This window comes from Nonomuraea turcica, from assembly GCF_030718205.1.
Taxonomy (GTDB): domain Bacteria; phylum Actinomycetota; class Actinomycetes; order Streptosporangiales; family Streptosporangiaceae; genus Nonomuraea.
Genome location: NZ_JAUZQF010000009.1, coordinates 117294 through 131537, shown reverse-complemented (window position 1 = coordinate 131537; position 14244 = coordinate 117294). Strand labels below are relative to the sequence as shown.

18 protein-coding genes are annotated in these 14244 nt (G+C 70.3%); 11 read left to right on the top strand and 7 right to left on the bottom strand.

All coding sequences use genetic code 11. The features are described 5' to 3' along the window. Window positions 1-11: 11 nt before the first annotated feature. Window positions 12-674, bottom strand: coding sequence for a response regulator (locus Q9G87_RS23840; RefSeq protein ID WP_305918663.1), 663 nt, complete (start codon window positions 672-674; stop codon window positions 12-14). Further along, window positions 671-1798 carry a sensor histidine kinase gene (locus Q9G87_RS23835; protein ID WP_305918662.1) on the bottom strand — a complete coding sequence of 376 codons (1128 nt, stop codon included), beginning with the start codon at window positions 1796-1798 and terminating at the stop codon, window positions 671-673. Before Q9G87_RS23835 ends, Q9G87_RS23840 begins: the two co-directional genes overlap by 4 nt. Window positions 1799-2017: 219 nt before the next feature. On the opposite strand from Q9G87_RS23835, the gene Q9G87_RS23830 reads away from it, so the two are divergent. Continuing rightward, window positions 2018-2485, top strand: coding sequence for a DUF6223 family protein (locus tag Q9G87_RS23830; RefSeq protein ID WP_305918661.1), 468 nt, complete (start codon window positions 2018-2020; stop codon window positions 2483-2485). A 321-nt stretch (window positions 2486-2806) separates the two neighbouring features. Here Q9G87_RS23830 and Q9G87_RS23825 read toward each other — a convergent pair whose 3' ends face one another. Next, complete coding sequence (locus Q9G87_RS23825) at window positions 2807-4015, bottom strand: cytochrome P450 (protein WP_305918660.1); 1209 nt, start codon at window positions 4013-4015, stop codon at window positions 2807-2809. Between the two features lie 158 nt (window positions 4016-4173). Continuing rightward, complete coding sequence (locus Q9G87_RS23820) at window positions 4174-4671, bottom strand: FBP domain-containing protein (protein ID WP_305918659.1); 498 nt, start codon at window positions 4669-4671, stop codon at window positions 4174-4176. Between the two features lie 72 nt (window positions 4672-4743). Here Q9G87_RS23820 and Q9G87_RS23815 point away from each other — a divergent pair, with 72 nt between their 5' ends. Then, window positions 4744-5322: a TetR/AcrR family transcriptional regulator gene (locus Q9G87_RS23815; protein ID WP_305918658.1), complete on the top strand. Its 579-nt coding sequence runs from the start codon at window positions 4744-4746 to the stop codon at window positions 5320-5322. Between the two features lie 44 nt (window positions 5323-5366). Here the strand turns inward: Q9G87_RS23815 and Q9G87_RS23810 are convergent, their stop codons facing one another. Further along, a complete protein-coding gene (locus Q9G87_RS23810; protein WP_305918657.1) occupies window positions 5367-6269 on the bottom strand; it encodes a LysR family transcriptional regulator in 903 nt (300 codons plus the stop codon). 70 nt (window positions 6270-6339) lie between these two features. On the opposite strand from Q9G87_RS23810, the gene Q9G87_RS23805 reads away from it, so the two are divergent. Beyond that, window positions 6340-7053: a CTP synthase C-terminal region-related (seleno)protein gene (locus Q9G87_RS23805; protein WP_305918656.1), complete on the top strand. Its 714-nt coding sequence runs from the start codon at window positions 6340-6342 to the stop codon at window positions 7051-7053. Between the two features lie 190 nt (window positions 7054-7243). Here the strand turns inward: Q9G87_RS23805 and Q9G87_RS23800 are convergent, their stop codons facing one another. Beyond that, window positions 7244-7693 (bottom strand): SRPBCC family protein, encoded by a 450-nt coding sequence (locus Q9G87_RS23800; protein WP_305918655.1) that lies wholly within the window; start codon window positions 7691-7693, stop codon window positions 7244-7246. A gap of 68 nt (window positions 7694-7761) precedes the next feature. Between Q9G87_RS23800 and Q9G87_RS23795 the strand changes: the two genes are divergently transcribed. The 3 genes from Q9G87_RS23795 to Q9G87_RS23785 are packed head-to-tail and all read left to right on the top strand — an operon-like array spanning window position 7762 to window position 9168. Beyond that, window positions 7762-8103, top strand: a complete 342-nt coding sequence (locus Q9G87_RS23795) for an ArsR/SmtB family transcription factor (RefSeq protein ID WP_305918654.1) — start codon at window positions 7762-7764, stop codon at window positions 8101-8103. Next, window positions 8093-8689 (top strand): TIGR03086 family metal-binding protein, encoded by a 597-nt coding sequence (locus tag Q9G87_RS23790; RefSeq protein ID WP_305918653.1) that lies wholly within the window; start codon window positions 8093-8095, stop codon window positions 8687-8689. The genes Q9G87_RS23795 and Q9G87_RS23790 overlap by 11 nt, the downstream gene beginning before the upstream one ends. After that, entirely contained in the window at window positions 8686-9168 is a 483-nt protein-coding gene (locus tag Q9G87_RS23785) for an SRPBCC family protein (protein ID WP_305918652.1), read from the top strand. Before Q9G87_RS23790 ends, Q9G87_RS23785 begins: the two co-directional genes overlap by 4 nt. 246 nt (window positions 9169-9414) lie before the next feature. On the opposite strand, the gene Q9G87_RS23780 is transcribed toward Q9G87_RS23785, so the two are convergent. Next, window positions 9415-10086 carry a GntR family transcriptional regulator gene (locus Q9G87_RS23780; RefSeq protein ID WP_305918651.1) on the bottom strand — a complete coding sequence of 224 codons (672 nt, stop codon included), beginning with the start codon at window positions 10084-10086 and terminating at the stop codon, window positions 9415-9417. A gap of 86 nt (window positions 10087-10172) precedes the next feature. Between Q9G87_RS23780 and Q9G87_RS23775 the strand changes: the two genes are divergently transcribed. The 5 genes from Q9G87_RS23775 (at window position 10173) to Q9G87_RS23755 (ending at window position 14226) form a co-directional block, all read left to right on the top strand. Beyond that, window positions 10173-10712, top strand: coding sequence for a YbhB/YbcL family Raf kinase inhibitor-like protein (locus Q9G87_RS23775; protein ID WP_305918650.1), 540 nt, complete (start codon window positions 10173-10175; stop codon window positions 10710-10712). Between the two features lie 55 nt (window positions 10713-10767). Continuing rightward, window positions 10768-11052, top strand: coding sequence for a hypothetical protein (locus Q9G87_RS23770; protein ID WP_305918649.1), 285 nt, complete (start codon window positions 10768-10770; stop codon window positions 11050-11052). Between the two features lie 69 nt (window positions 11053-11121). After that, window positions 11122-12420 (top strand): extracellular solute-binding protein, encoded by a 1299-nt coding sequence (locus Q9G87_RS23765; protein ID WP_305918648.1) that lies wholly within the window; start codon window positions 11122-11124, stop codon window positions 12418-12420. 7 nt (window positions 12421-12427) lie between these two features. Beyond that, entirely contained in the window at window positions 12428-13348 is a 921-nt protein-coding gene (locus tag Q9G87_RS23760) for a carbohydrate ABC transporter permease (RefSeq protein ID WP_305918647.1), read from the top strand. Next, window positions 13345-14226 carry a carbohydrate ABC transporter permease gene (locus Q9G87_RS23755; RefSeq protein ID WP_305918646.1) on the top strand — a complete coding sequence of 294 codons (882 nt, stop codon included), beginning with the start codon at window positions 13345-13347 and terminating at the stop codon, window positions 14224-14226. The genes Q9G87_RS23760 and Q9G87_RS23755 overlap by 4 nt, the downstream gene beginning before the upstream one ends. Window positions 14227-14244 lie beyond the last annotated feature (18 nt).

The window sequence follows — 14244 nt, the reverse complement described above, 5'->3', positions numbered from 1 at the left end:
TACCGTGGAGGTCAGGAGGTGCGGGGGACCACCAGGCCCGATTCGTAGGCGAGGACCACGAGTTGGGCACGGTCACGGGCATGGAGCTTGGCCATGGCCCGGTTGATGTGGGTCTTCGCGGTCAGTGAGCTGATCATCATGCGGTCGGCGATCTGGTCGTTGGACAGGCCCTGCGCGACCAGCGTGACGGCCTCGCGTTCACGGTTGGTCAGTTCTTTCAGCCCCGTGCCGGCGCCGGCGCGGAGCGGCTGGGTGACGTACCGGTTGATCAGCTTGCGGGTGATCGACGGTGCGAGCAGGGCGTCACCGCGCGCCGCGACGCGTACGGCGTGGAGGAAGTCCTCCGGCACGATGTCTTTGACGAGGAATCCGGCCGCGCCGGCGCGCAGCGCGTTGAAGACGTATTCGTCCAAGCCGTAGTTGGTCAGGATGACGACGTGCACCCCGGCCAGGGCCGGGTCCGCGGCGATGCGCCGGGTCGCCTCGATGCCGTCCACGACCGGCATCTGGATGTCGATGAGCGCCACGTCGGGCAGGTGTTCCTTGACCAGGGCCAGGCCCTCCTTCCCGTCGGCGGCCTCGGCCACCACCTCGATGTCGTCCTCGAGGTCGAGGAGCGCCCGGAATCCACTGCGAAGGAGCGGCTGGTCGTCGACCAGCAGGACGCGGATCACGACGTCCGGTCCACGGGAAGTTCGGCTTGGACGGTGAAGCCGCCCTCGCCGCGCGGTGCCGCCCGCAGGCGACCGCCGAGGGCGGTGACGCGCTCGCGCATCCCGAGCAGCCCCACGCCGGGCACCAGGGCGGCGTCCGGTGTGGCCTTGCCGTCGTCATCGATGCGGATCGCGAGGGCGTCGGGACGGTAGTCGATCCGGACCGACGCCGTCGCGGCCGCGGCGTGACGGGCGATGTTGGTGAGCGACTCCTGAACGATCCGGTAGACGGTCCGGTCCACCGCGGCCGGCACGTCGTGTCGTTGCCCCCCGATCGTCAGCGTTGCGTCCAGGCCGGTCGACCGAGCCCGTTCCACCAGCTCCGCAACGTGGTCGAGCCCACGCGGCGGACTCGTGTCGTCCTCGCGCAGCGCCTCCAGGGTCGCGCGCAGCTCCCGGGCCGCCTCACGTCCGGCCTCCTGGATCGCCAGCAGGGTCTCCGGCACCTGTTCACCCCGCCTGCGGGCCACGTGGACGGCGACTTCGGCCTGCAGCTTGATGATCGAGATCTGGTGGGTGAGTGAATCATGCAGCTCCCGCGCGATGTGGAGCCGCTCCTCGTCGGCGCGGCGCCGCGCGGTCTCCTCCCGGGTGCGCTCGGCCTCATCCGCCCGCCGCTCGGCCTGCCGCAGCGCTTCGCCCGCGGCGCCGGCCGCGATCAGCCAGGCCAGCTCGAGGGCGCCTCGGGCCTGCGCGAACGCCTCGCCCGTGTCATGCAGGCCCGAGGCCAGGGCCGCGAGGGGCAGAAGTCCCAGCATGACCACGCTCGCCGCCACCGTGATCGTCCGGTGTCCCGCCCGCACGGCTGCGTACACCGCGAACAGGTACGCGACGGCCGGCACGTCGAAACCGGCCGCCTGATAACCCACCGCGCACAGCCCGGTGACGGCCAGGACGGGAACCGGAGCCCGGCGGCGCGCGGCCAGCACCAGGCCGCCGGCCGTCAGGAGCACGTAGCCGAGCAGGTCGAGGAACGTGGCCGAGTGCTCACCGGACAGCCCGGTGACCAGCAGAGCCGCCGCCACGCCGACGGCGATCGCCCAGTCTGTGACACCTGCCGGGACACCGGACCGTCCTGTGCTCATGCGCGCACCCTAGCCGGATGTTCGCCCGGGCAACACCTGCGCACGGATGACCAGCCGCCTACCGCGCACGCAGTACCTTCCGCTGCTCCTGCGGCTTCCGCAGCACGCGGGTGCGGCATCGGCGGCAGCGTGAATTGCCTGCCTCCGGGGGACGATCGGCGGTGGGTCCAGCGGACATGCTCAGGCGAGGTTCAGTCGCAGCAAGAGAAGGAGCACCTCATGCCCGTCCGTCACCTCGTTGCCGCCGTCGCAGCCGCCCTGCTGGGAGGTTTCGGGTTCGCCGCACCGGCGGCCGCGCAGGTCATGGTCCCGGCGGCCGACGTCGGTGCCTACACCTTGACCGCCGGGCGTCTCTGGTCCGTGGTGGCCGCGCTGCTGGGACTGGCCGGCGTGGTCATCGGCGGGCTGGCCCTGGCCCGCGCGGCCGGTCGGATCGGCACCGGCAACGGGCGAAGGGGGGCCATCGTGGCGCTCGTGGCGGGGCTGGCCGGCGCGGTCACCGGCGGGCTCATTGTGGCCGCCGCCGACGGTGGCCCCGGCACCGGCTACGGAATAGTCGGCGGCTTCATGGCCCTGGTGGTCGGGCTGATCGCCATGGTCCTCGGCGGGCTGGCTCTGGCCCGCTCCCGCCGCGGGCCGGGGCCGCGCTCGGCCGGCGTGCGCGCCTCGAGCTCAGCGCGTAGCTGAGGCGTCAGGACGAAGCGCGGGCCATGCGCTCGTACATCTGGGAGGACGGCGGCGGATTCTTCGGTGTGCCCCTGGTAGGGGACCGCCGCGACGTTCGTCATCGCCTCCCTGACCGGCGAGCGCACCACCGTGACCGACGCTCTGGGACAGACGTGGCGTAGCTCAACCTCCCCCGGCGAAGCGCCGTCGGCCCGGCGAACCCGCCGGGCACCTCCCGCCATGCCAGCCCCGCAAGCACCCCGGCCGGCTCCGCGACCTGAGGTGCGGAGCCGGGCGGCACGCCGGGGCAAACCCGAAAGTCGGGGACCACGCCGGTACCGGTCACACGTCCCAGGTGACCGGGAGGCTCTTCACCCCGTAGATGTCCGCGGTCTCCGGACGGAGGGCAACCTCGTCGGCCGGTACGGCCAGCCGTAGCGTGGGGAAGCGGTTGATCAGCGCGGGGAGCGCGACGCGCATCTCGACGCGGGCCAGCTGCTGGCCCAGGCACTGGTGGATGCCGTGGCTGAAGGCCAGGTGGCCGCCGTCCTGCCTGCGCAGGTTGAGCGCGTGGGGGTCGGTGAAGCGTTCGGGATCGCGGTTGGCGGTGTTGAGGGACAGGATGACCGTCGTACCGGCCGTGATGGTGTGGCCGCCCAGCTCGACGTCCTCCAGCGCGACCCTGTGGAACTGCTTGGCGACGCTCAGATACCGCAGCAGCTCTTCCACGGCCTGGTCGGTGAGCGTGGGGTCGGCGCGCAGCGCGGCGAGCTGCTCCGGGTTCTGCAGCAGCGCGAAGGTGCCCAGCGCCAGCATGTTCGCGGTGGTGTCGAACCCGGCCGACAGCAGGATCAGGGCCATCCCCTGCAACTCCTCGTCGGTCAGGTCGCTGTCGAGCAGGTCGCTGAGCACGTCGTCGGTGGGGTTCGCGCGCTTGGCCACCACCAGCTCGGCGAGGTACTGCTGGGTCGCCGTGTAGGCCGCGATCAGCTCCTCGTCGCTGACCTCTCCGCCGAGGAACTTGTCGATGTTCTCCTGGAAGAGGCCCCGGTCCTCGTACGGCACCCCCAGCAGCTCGCAGATCACGATGGCGGGGATGGGCTTGGCGAACGCGGTCACCAGGTCCACCGGCGGTCCGGCCTTCTCCATGGCGTCCAGATGCTCGGCGGTGATCTGCTCGACGCGCTCGGTGAGCAGCCGCATCCGCCGGACGGTGAACTTGCCCACCAGCGGTTTCCGGTACCGGCCGTGCTGAGGCTCGTCCATGAGGAGGAACTCGCCGGGCGGCGCCGGAGGGACCTCGATGTCGCCGTAGTCGATCAGCGGGTGATGGCGCATGAGCTCCTTGCGCGAGCTGAACCGCGGATCGGCCAGAACCGACCTGACCAGGTCGTAGCCGGTGATCAGCCAGCCCTGGTGTCCGTCGGGGAAGGGGAAGCGGCTGATCGGGCCGTGCTCGCGGGCGTCGATCAGCTCCTTGGGCGGGTCGAAGGGGCAGCCGAGCTGACGCGCCGTCGGCATCGTCGTGACGGTGTGGAGGGATTCACCCATGGCTATTCCTCATCTCGCGAAGGATGCGTTGCAATGGCCGTGCGGCGCGAGGACGCAGTCGCTGAGCCGTTCATGGCATCCACGATCGCCGACCGCTCTGATATCGGGCTGTTGCCGTGCTGACACGGCCACTGACACGACACCGCCTCAGAAGGCCGTTACTTGATCACTTTGTCGATGAAGGCGGTCAGGTTGACCTGAGTGCGGGCGATCTTCTCCTCCACGGAGAGGGTCTCGTCAAGGTCTCCCCCGGCAGCCGGCTGCTTCTTGCCCCGGGTGTAGAGGGAGCAGGCCAGATCGCTGCATACGTACTGCCCGACCGTGTTGCCCTGGCGTCCGGCCTCCCCGGTGCGGCGTGCGGTCATCAGCGCCACGCCGCCGCTGGTGTGGGTGGTCAGGCACAGCGAGCACATGCTGCGCGAGGTGAAGCCGCGAGAGGTCCCCGGGGCCGCCCGGAGCGCGATCCCGACCAGACCACCGTCGCGTTCGGCGACCAGGTAGCCGCGTTCCGGTGCGCCAGGATCTCGCCATCCGAGAAAGTCGAGGTGGTCCCAGGGCTGCTCATCGAGGTCGCGGGGGACGCCCAGGCGCTGGGCCTCGCCCTTGGAGCAGTTGACGAAGGACCGGCGGACATCGCTCTCTGTGAGGGGTTCCATGTTCCGCGAGGCTAGCTTTCCTAATATAATTAGGCAAATCACTTATTTGATTAGAAAACGATCGGAGGTCCCGTGGCCCGCGAGGGAATCACCGGCGAACGGCTCACCCGGACAGCGGCGGAGCTGGCCGACGAGATCGGCTTCGACAAGCTGACCGGCTCGGCGGTCGCCCGCAGGCTGGGTGTCAAGGACCCGAGCCTGTACGCCCACATCCGCAACGCGCGAGAGCTGAAGGTGCGGGTGGCGCTGCTGGCCCTGGAGGAGCTGGCCGACGTGGCCGCCGCCGCGCTGGCCGGGCGGGCGGGCAAGGACGCGCTGGTCGCCTTCGCCAACGCCTACCGCGACTACGCCAAGCAGCACCCGGGCCGGTACGCCGCCGCCCGGTTCGAGCTCGACCCGGAGACCGCGGCCACCAGTGCGGGGCCCCGGCACACGGAGATGATGCGGGCGATCCTGCGCGGCTACGACCTGCCGGAGCCGGACCAGACCGACGCGGTGCGTTTCCTGGGCAGCACCTTCCACGGATACGTGAGCCTGGAAATGGCGGGCGGCTTCCGCCATACCCCGCGCGACGCCGCCGCCTCCTGGGCGTGGGCTCTCGACACCCTCGACTGCGCTCTCAGAAACCGTTCACGGAAACCGGGCCCGTAACGGGCGCAGGAGAGCCGCCGGCTCGGCCGGAGCGCGGATCGCCGTCAGCTCGACAGCGCCCGCGCCAGGTCGGCCGCCGAGCCAGGAGGCAATGCGCCATGCAGCAGTTCGACCCGGTGCACTAGACGCGGCCAGGCCAACGGCACGCCGCACGCCGCCGGCGGTGCCACGGAGCCCGATGGCCCAGGCGCCCATCCGGGCAATGCGGAGGCAGGCAGGAGAGTCAGGCCGTGGCCGGCGGCCACGAGGTTGACCACCGTGTGCACGTCGTCGCCCCGGTACTCCAGCGCCACCGGGAACCCCTCCCCCACCAGATCCCGCAGCCGCGCCAACGGGCACAGGTCCGTCTGCAACCAGCGCGCGTCCACCAGGTCGCCCAGCCGCAGGGCCGTCCGCCCCGCCAGGGGGTGATCGGCGGGCAGCGCCACCACCAGTTCCTCCTCGCTCACCCCCACGGTCGTCATCGGACCGGTGTCGGGCAGCCGCAGTGGATCGCTGGGCGCGGCGATGCCGTCGGCCAGCCCCAGATCCGCCTCTCCTTCGGCCACCAGGGCGCCGACGTGCTCGCGCCCGCACGTCACCAGCGTCACTTCCAGCCGCGGCTGAGCGGCGCGCGCCCGGGCCAGGCGGCCGGACAGGACCGCGTTGATGGCCAGCGGTGTGGCGGCCAGGCGCAGCCGGTGCCGGGGTGCGGCCGCGGCGCGCAGCACGTCGGCGCGGGCGGCGCGCAGCCGCAGCAGCAGCGGCCCGGCGTGCTCCAGCAGCCGCCGGCCCGCAGGGGTCGGCTCCACCGGGCGGCGGCTCAGCAATGCCAGCCCCAGGTCCGCCTCGAGCGCGGCGACCTGCTGGGAGATCGCCGATTGCGTGTAGCCGAGCTCGGCGGCGGCCGCGGAGAACGAGCCGTGCCGGGCGACGGTGACGAACGTCGTCAGCAAATGAGGATCCATCAGCGTTGCTTATAGCAGATGCAGATTTCATCGTTGGCGCTTAACTGGAGCGGGCGGCCACCATAGGGGCATGAGAATCGCCCTCGTCGGGGACCGCTCCCCCACCGTCCGCTCGCACACCCGCATCCCGCTGCTGATGGAGGCGCTGCGTGAGCGCGACGGCATCGCGCTCGACCCGTACTGGATCCCCACCACCGACGTGGCCGGGCTGGACGCCTTCGACGGCATCTGGATCCTGCCCGGCAGCCCGTACCGCGACGAGGCGGGCGTGGTGGAGGCCGCGCGCGTCGCCCGCGAGGAGCGGATCCCGCTCTTGGGCACGTGCGCCGGGTTCCAGCACATGCTTCTGGAGTTCGCGCGGCACGTGTGCGGGCTGGACGTGGCGCACGCCGAGAACGAGCCGGGCGCCCGCGACTTCCTGCTCACGCCGCTGGCGTGCTCGCTGGCCGGCCACGAGAACCTGGTACGGCTGACGCCCGGCACGCTCATCGAGCAGATCATGGGCACGCCTGCCACCATGGAGGCCTACGTGTGCTCCTACGGGCTCAACGAGTCTTACACGCAGACGCTGGCGGCGGGCGGGCTGGTGTTCTCCGGTCACGCCGCCGACGACGGCGCGGTGCGGGCGGCCGAACTGCCCGGCCACCCGTTCTTCCTCGGCACGCTGTTCCAGCCCGAGCTGGCCGGCGACGGGCGGCGGCCGCACCCGGTGATCTCGGCGTTCGCGGCCGCGGTCGCCCGCCACGCCGGCCACGGCCAGACGACGTACGCTGGCACGCCCTGACGGCCAGACGACGTACGCCGGCACGCCCTGACGGCCTGCCGGCGTACGAGGGTCGGACCGCAGCCCGGGATCGGTTCGCGACGAGCGCCAAGAGCGGCGCCCGCAGCCGAGCGGCTCGCCCGACGGGAGGCCCGAGAAGGGCCGGAAAGAAAGGAGCAGGGCCGCACACGTAGACCCGCGAGCTGGGCCATCAGGTCGAGCTCGGCCGGCCACCGCCGCGCTCGGCCAGTACGGCGAGTCTGCGCAGGGAACGGCGGGCGAACGCGGCGCCGACCAGGCGGACGATCGGCCACACGGCGCGGCCCAGCGGCCCGAACGGCAGCGACAGCTCCTCGGCCCAGATGACCCGGCTGCCGCCCGCCCGCGGACGGACCCGGATGGAGCCCCGGCCGCGCACGACCCGGCCGGTGTGCTCCACCCGCACCAGCGCGGGCGGCTGCCAATGGGTGATCGTCATCGTGTCGAGGAAGCCGAACGGCCGCACCCCGGTGTAGGCCTCGATCGTGCCGGGGCAGGCCTGGCGGGCGGTGGTCAGGGTCATCCACTCCCGGTGCCGCGGCCAGTCGGTGATCAACGCGAACACTCGCTCCGGCGGCGCCGCCACTTGGACGGCGGCGGCCAGGTACACGGGCCTGCTCATGATCCGATGCTAGCCCAGAACACACTCCTTGACATACCGGTTGGTTATATTAACAATCGGCTATGGACGTGGTGGAGACAACCCTGGACGCCACCTTCGCGGCGCTCGCCGATCCGACGCGCCGGGCGATCCTGGCCCGGCTCAAGGAGGGGGAGGCCACGGTGACGGAGCTGGCGGCGCCGTTCGCCATGACCCAGCCGGCGATCTCCAAGCATCTCAAGGTCCTGGAGCGCGCGGGCCTGATCTCGCGCGGCCGGGACCGGCAACGACGGCCCTGCCGGCTGCGCGCCGACGCCCTCAAACAGGCCACCGACTGGCTGGAGGGCTACCGGAGCTTCTGGCAGGACCGCTACCAGAGTCTCGACACCCTGCTGGACGAGCTGAAGGAAAGAGATGTCCGTGAGCAGTGAGATCGCCGACCGCTACCGGCGCCGGGCCGACGCCTTCGAACGCAAAGTCGTGTCCGTCCGCCCCGACCAGTGGTCGAACCCGTCCCCGTGCGCGAAGTGGACCGCCAGGGACGTGGTCCGGCACATCGTCGACATGCACGCCGCGATGCTGCGCCCCTTGGGCCGTTCGCTCAGCCCGGCGCCCACGGTCGACGACGACCCGGTGGCGGCGTTCCGCGCCGCCCGCGCCGACGTGGAGGCGATCTTGACCGATCCCTCGCTCGCCACCCTGCCCTGCGACACGCCCACCGGCCCGATGCCCGCGCAGCAGCACATCGACCAGGTCGTCAGCGACGACTTCCCGCTGCACGGCTGGGATCTGGCCCGCGCCACGTCGCAGGACGACACGATCGATCCCGGCGACGTGGAGCGGGCCTGGTCGGCCATGACGACGCTGCCCGCCGAGCTCATCGAGAAGTTCCGCACGCCGGGCGCGTTCGGGCCGGGCATCGAGGTGTTCGGCCCGCAGGTGACGGTCGGACAGGACGCCTCCCCGCAGGACAAGCTGCTCGCCTTCATCGGACGCGATCCGCGGTGGCGGCCGTGAGCGCGGCCGTGACGGTCGCGACGCCGTCGGACCGCGCGATCGTCATGACACGCTCGTTCGACGCCCCCGCCCACTTGGTGTTCGCCGCCTGGACCCGGCCGGAGCTGGTCTCCCGCTGGTACGGCGCCCACGGCTGGACCATCGTGGAGGCCCGGATCGATCTGCGCGTGGGCGGCGCCTGGCGGTTCGCCTGGCAGGGGCCCGGCGGCGCGACCATGGCCGCAGGCGGCCTCTACCGCGAGATCGTCACACCCTCCCGGTTGTCCTACACCGAGTCGTTCGACGACCACTGGTACCCCGGCCAAGCGCTGGTCGGCCACGACTTCACCGAGCAGGGCGGCACGACCACGCTCACCACGACCCACCTGTTCGACTCCCGGCAGGCGCGCGACCTGGTGATCGCCTCCCCGATGGCGCGTGGGGTGTCGGAAGGCTACGAACGGCTCGACGAGGCCCTCCACGCGACCATCGGCGGCTGACGGCGGCAGGCTGCACGCACTTCCCGCTCGAGGAGTGCCGATGAAGTACCTGCTCATGATCGGGCTCGACGAGTCCGACGTGCCCGAGGAGATCGCCCTGCGACGTGCTGCTGACCGACGGCCCGTTCGCCGAGACCAAGGACCAGATCGGCGGATTCAGCCTGATCGAGTGCGGCAGCGTGGAGCCGGACCGCGCCGCCGCAGGACTGGCGGCCGTATGCGCGGCGAGCGGAGGCGTCACAATCCTTAGGTGCAGGAGGTCAGGCCGGCGGCGGTCAGAGTCAGATGTTGGGCCAGCACTTCGGCGGCGGTGTCGGCGTCGCGGGCCAGGGCCGCCTTCTCCAGCCGGCGGTGTTCGGTGGCGCCGTCGCGGTCGGGCCTGCGGTGGGCCGACCAGCGGCGGGCCAGTTCACTGGCCGTCCACAGTCTGTCGGAGGTGTCCAGCAGCACAGGGTTGCCGCATCCCTCCAGCAGCGTCCGGTGGAAGACGCGGTGGGCTTCGGACCACGCGCTGCTGTAGTACTCGCCCTCGTCCGGCACGTACGCCGGGGTGCGGACCAGCCGGTGGTGGGCCGCGCGCACCCGTGCTTCCCAGTCGACGTCGCCGCGCTCGATCGCCATGCCCAGCACGACCGGTTCGAGGGTGCGGCGTGCCTCGGCGATCTCCTGCCAGCGTCGATCGGAGAAGTCGGGGACCGCGAAGCCGCGGTTGGGCAGCCGCACCGCGATGCCCTCGCCGACCAGCCGTACCAGGGCCTCGCGGACGACCGCCAGGCTGACCTGGTGTTGCTGGGCGAGCTCCTGCGGCTTGAGTGCTTGGCTCGGGGCGTACTCGCCCCTCATGATCGCTTCCCGGAGCCGGGCGTGAACACGTTCGGAGAGCATCTGCTTCGTCGATGTGCCGGCCGTCTGCGTCATGCCCACAGCATAGACGATTCCGTAAATAATCGATTATTCGTGTTATGGTCGATTGTGTCCCGCCATCTCCGTGAAGGAACAATGCGATGAGCACCAACGACCCCTTTGCCCGTCTTCCCGACGTGCCCTCCTTCATCGTCACCAGCACCACGCTGACCGACGGCGCCCCCTGGCCCGCTGAGCAGATGTCCGGCGCCTTCGGCATCCCGGGCGGCAAGGACGTCTCCCCGCACCTGTCCTGGAGCGGCGCCCCCGAGGAGACGAAGAGCTATGCCGTGACCGTGTACGACCCGGACGCGCCGACCGGCTCCGGGTTCTGGCACTGGGCCGTGGCCAACATCCCCGCCACCGTCACCGAGCTGCCTGAGGGTGCGGGCGACGAGACCGGCTCGGGCCTTCCCAAGGGCGCCTATCAGCTGCCCAACGACGCCCGCATGGCACGATTCATCGGCGCGGCCCCGCCAGCAGGGCACGGCCCGCACCGCTACTTCATCGTGGTGCACGCCCTCGACGTCGAGACCATCGGCGTCCCGGCTGAGGCCACCCCTGCCTACCTCGGCTTCACCATCGCCGGCCACATCCTCGGCCGCGCGGTCCTGACCGCCACCGCCGAGATCCCCGCCTGACCACCGAAACCGGCCACCCTGGGAAAGCCCTGAGTGAGCGCCTCAGCCCTGGCCCGTGCTGCGTGAACAGCTCGGCGAACCGGTCGGCCATTGGCATGAGCCGGGGCTCCCGTTCCATCTGTCGCTCTCTGTGACTGCAGCGCTTGTCATCCACCGTCCCATCACCCGCTACCCCCGGATCGACCAGGCCGGCGAGGCGATGGTGATCGCAACGGAGAGTAGCGAACGGATTTTGCTACAAGTTCCGAAATTGTTCCGTGACGAGTCCGCCGTGCAGTCGAAACACGTCGTACATACCGTCCGTCCGTACAGCTGCATAGGCGCCATCGGATCCGTCTGATCAAAAACGCTACTTTCGCCGAAAATCGCCTCACCATGGTCAGCGCCTTCATGTGACAGGAGCCCCCCAGTGTCCAACCTCTCCCGACGCGGTGCCCTACGGCTGACCGCCGGCATAGCTCTCACCTGCACCCTTACCCTGGCGGGCTGCGGACGCGGCAGTGACGCCCCCGCGACAGGCACCGCCAAGCCCATCGACGCGTCCGCTGCCACCGGCACCGTCAACGTCTGGGCCGCCCAGGGCGATGCCGACGTGCTCGAGAAGGTCATCGAGCCCTTCAAGGCCGCCAACCGCGACCTCACCGTGAAGCTCACGCTGATCCCGAACGCCGAGTACTACACCAAGCTCCAGTCGGCGATCGCGGCGGGAAATGGACCCGATGTCGCCCAGTTCTTCCCCGAGTCGCAAGCGCAGTTCCTCAGTCCGTCGATCCTCCAGCCCGTTCCGGACGACCTCATCGACCCCGGCGCCTTCTTCAAGAGCCTCTGGGACGCGGGCGTGGTGAAGGGCGTCGCCTACACGGTGCCCTGGTACGCCTACACCTATGCGCTCGTCTACCGCTCCGACCTGGCGAAGAAGGCGGGTGTCAAGGCGCCGGCCACGTGGGAGGAGCTGGTGCCGTTCCTCAAGGCGCTCCAGGGCGCCGGTGCAGGGCACGGCCTCGGGGCCGACATCGGCTGGGACATCTTCAACGGCCAGGACGTCGCGATGTACGCCTGGCAGGCGGGCGGCTCACTGCTCTCCTCCGAGGGCAAGTGGACGCTCGACACGCCGGCGATGGTCGAAGCGCTGAAGTTCAACGCGTCGTTCTTCACCTCGGGCGTCGCCGACACCAGCGGACCCGGATTCCTCGACTCGCAGCCGTACTTCGTCGCCGGCAAGACCGCCTCCATGATCACAGGCCCGTGGGTGATCGGTCAGCTCGACACCGCCGCGAAGAAGACCGGCTGGACGGCGTCACATGTCGCGACCGCACCGCTGCCGGCCGGGCCGTCGGGCAGCGTCTCCTTCTCCGCGGGCGGCAGCTGGGGCGTGCTCGCCACCAGCGGCAACGCGGCCGCGTCGTGGAAGCTCATCCGGCACATCTCGCAGCCGAGCACCCAGGTCGCGCAGTACAAGGCGTACAGCTCGCTGCCGGCCGTCGTGTCCGCCTGGGACGACCCGGCCATCAAGGACCAGCCGCTCCTTGACGCCTTCTTGACCCAGCTGAAGAACACCCGGTCGTTCCCGCAGGCGAGCACCTGGCAGCAGGTCGCGACCCGGCTGGGCAAGGAGATGGAAACGGTGGCCAAGGGCAAGCAGAGCGCCGAGAAGGCCGCCGCGAGCATCCAGGCGTACGCCGAGAGCCTCGGCACGGGCACGAGGTGATCACCGGATGACCCCCACCGCCGTCCCGGGGGCGGCGCGCACGGCGCGTCGATCCCGGGGCTCCCGCCGAACGGCCGTCGCCTGGCTGTTCCTCGCACCGTTCACTGTCGTGTTCCTGCTCTACACGGCGATCCCCACCGTCGCCGCGCTCGGGTTCAGCCTCACCGACCTGCGGGGCACCGATCTGCGCAATCCGTTCGCCGTCGACTTCACCGGCCTGGAGAACTATTTCCGCCTGTTCCAGGACGAAAGCTTCCTGCGGGACATCCTCACCACCGCCCTCTTCGTCGGGGTCGGTGTGCCGCTGACCATGGGGATCGGATTCGCGCTGGCCTTCGCGCTCAACATAGGCATCCGCCGCCTGCGCCGTACCTTCCGCATCGTCTTCTTCGCCCCGGTCGTCACGAACATCGTGGCGGTCGCACTGATCTGGCAGTACGCCTTCAACGCCAACGGCACCGTCAACAAGGTGCTCGGCGCGGTCGGCTTCGCCGGACCGAACTGGCTGGACGACCCGAACCTGGCCATGCCCGTGGTCATCCTGCTCGGCGTCTGGCGCAACTTCGGCACCGCGATGGTGCTGTTCCTCGCCGGACTGCAAGCGGTTCCGCAGGACGTGTACGAGGCCGCCTCCATCGACGGGGCCGGCCGGTGGCGGCAGCTGAGGCACATCACCCTGCCGCTGCTGCTGCCCACCACGCTCATGGTGTCGGTACTGCTGACCGTCTTCTACCTCCAGGTGTTCGACGAGCCGTACCTGCTGACGAACGGCGGCCCGCTGGGTTCCACGGAATCGGTGGCGCTGTACACCTACCACCAGTTCGGCTCCGGCGAGTTCGGGATGTCCTCGGCCGCGTCCTTCGTGATGCTCGTGCTCGTGATGCTGGTCAGCATCGTCCAGTTCCGGCTGCTGAGGCCCCGCGCATGAGCACCGTCGCCACGGTGCGGGACACCGAAATGATCAGCGACCGGGTCGCCGTGCGCCGCCGGTCCGTCACCTCGCCCCTGCTATACGGCGCGCTGGTGCTGTGCGCGCTGCTCACCCTGCTTCCCTTCGTCTGGGTGATCAGCGGCTCCCTGCGCAGCCTCGACGAGATCCGCTCCGATCCCGGCGCCTGGCTTCCGCACGACGTCACCCTCGACAATTTCACCCGGCTGTTCGCCACCGAGGGCTTCGGCGGGTTCATGGCCAACAGCATCATGGTCGCGATCATCGTGGTGGCCGGCAACATCGTGGCGGCGTCAGCCGCCGGCTACGCGCTCGCCAAGCTCGACTTCGCGGGCAAGCGGCTCGCGTTCGGCGCCGTCATGGCGGCGCTGATGGTGCCGTTCACCGCGGTGTTCGTCACGCAGTTCGTGATCACGGTCGACCTGGGTCTGGCGGACACCCTCGCCGGCATCGCCCTGCCGAGCGTGGCGATGCCGCTGTCGGTCTTCATCATGCGGCAGTACGCGATGTCGATCCCCGGCGACCTGCTCGAAGCGGCCCGCATCGACGGCGCCGGCGAGTTCCGGATCTTCTTCCGGATCTTCCTGCCGTTGGCCGGCCCCGCTGTGGCGACGATCACGATCATGTCGTTTCTCACCTCGTGGAACAACTTCATCTGGCCGCTCATCGTCGCTCAGAGCATGTCCAGCTACACGCTCCCGGTGGGTCTGGCCGCCACCAGCCAGGCCGCGTCGCACGTCACCGACTACGGGCTGCAGCTCGCGGGTGCGATCGTCGTGATGCTGCCCGTGCTGGTGCTCTTCCTGTTCCTGCAGCGTTACTTCGTTCAGGGCATCGCCGGAACGGGAATGCGGTGACCGGTGTTGGATGATCGG

Coding starts and splice junctions, on each gene's coding strand:
- Q9G87_RS23835 (WP_305918662.1), bottom strand. CDS start 1,798: ATGAGCACAGGACGGTCCGGTGTCCCGGCAGGTGTCACAGACTGGGCG.
- Q9G87_RS23830 (WP_305918661.1), top strand. CDS start 2,018: ATGCCCGTCCGTCACCTCGTTGCCGCCGTCGCAGCCGCCCTGCTGGGA.
- Q9G87_RS23825 (WP_305918660.1), bottom strand. CDS start 4,015: ATGGGTGAATCCCTCCACACCGTCACGACGATGCCGACGGCGCGTCAG.
- Q9G87_RS23820 (WP_305918659.1), bottom strand. CDS start 4,671: ATGGAACCCCTCACAGAGAGCGATGTCCGCCGGTCCTTCGTCAACTGC.
- Q9G87_RS23810 (WP_305918657.1), bottom strand. CDS start 6,269: ATGGATCCTCATTTGCTGACGACGTTCGTCACCGTCGCCCGGCACGGC.
- Q9G87_RS23805 (WP_305918656.1), top strand. CDS start 6,340: ATGAGAATCGCCCTCGTCGGGGACCGCTCCCCCACCGTCCGCTCGCAC.
- Q9G87_RS23800 (WP_305918655.1), bottom strand. CDS start 7,693: ATGAGCAGGCCCGTGTACCTGGCCGCCGCCGTCCAAGTGGCGGCGCCG.
- Q9G87_RS23780 (WP_305918651.1), bottom strand. CDS start 10,086: ATGACGCAGACGGCCGGCACATCGACGAAGCAGATGCTCTCCGAACGT.
- Q9G87_RS23775 (WP_305918650.1), top strand. CDS start 10,173: ATGAGCACCAACGACCCCTTTGCCCGTCTTCCCGACGTGCCCTCCTTC.
- Q9G87_RS23760 (WP_305918647.1), top strand. CDS start 12,428: ATGACCCCCACCGCCGTCCCGGGGGCGGCGCGCACGGCGCGTCGATCC.
- Q9G87_RS23755 (WP_305918646.1), top strand. CDS start 13,345: ATGAGCACCGTCGCCACGGTGCGGGACACCGAAATGATCAGCGACCGG.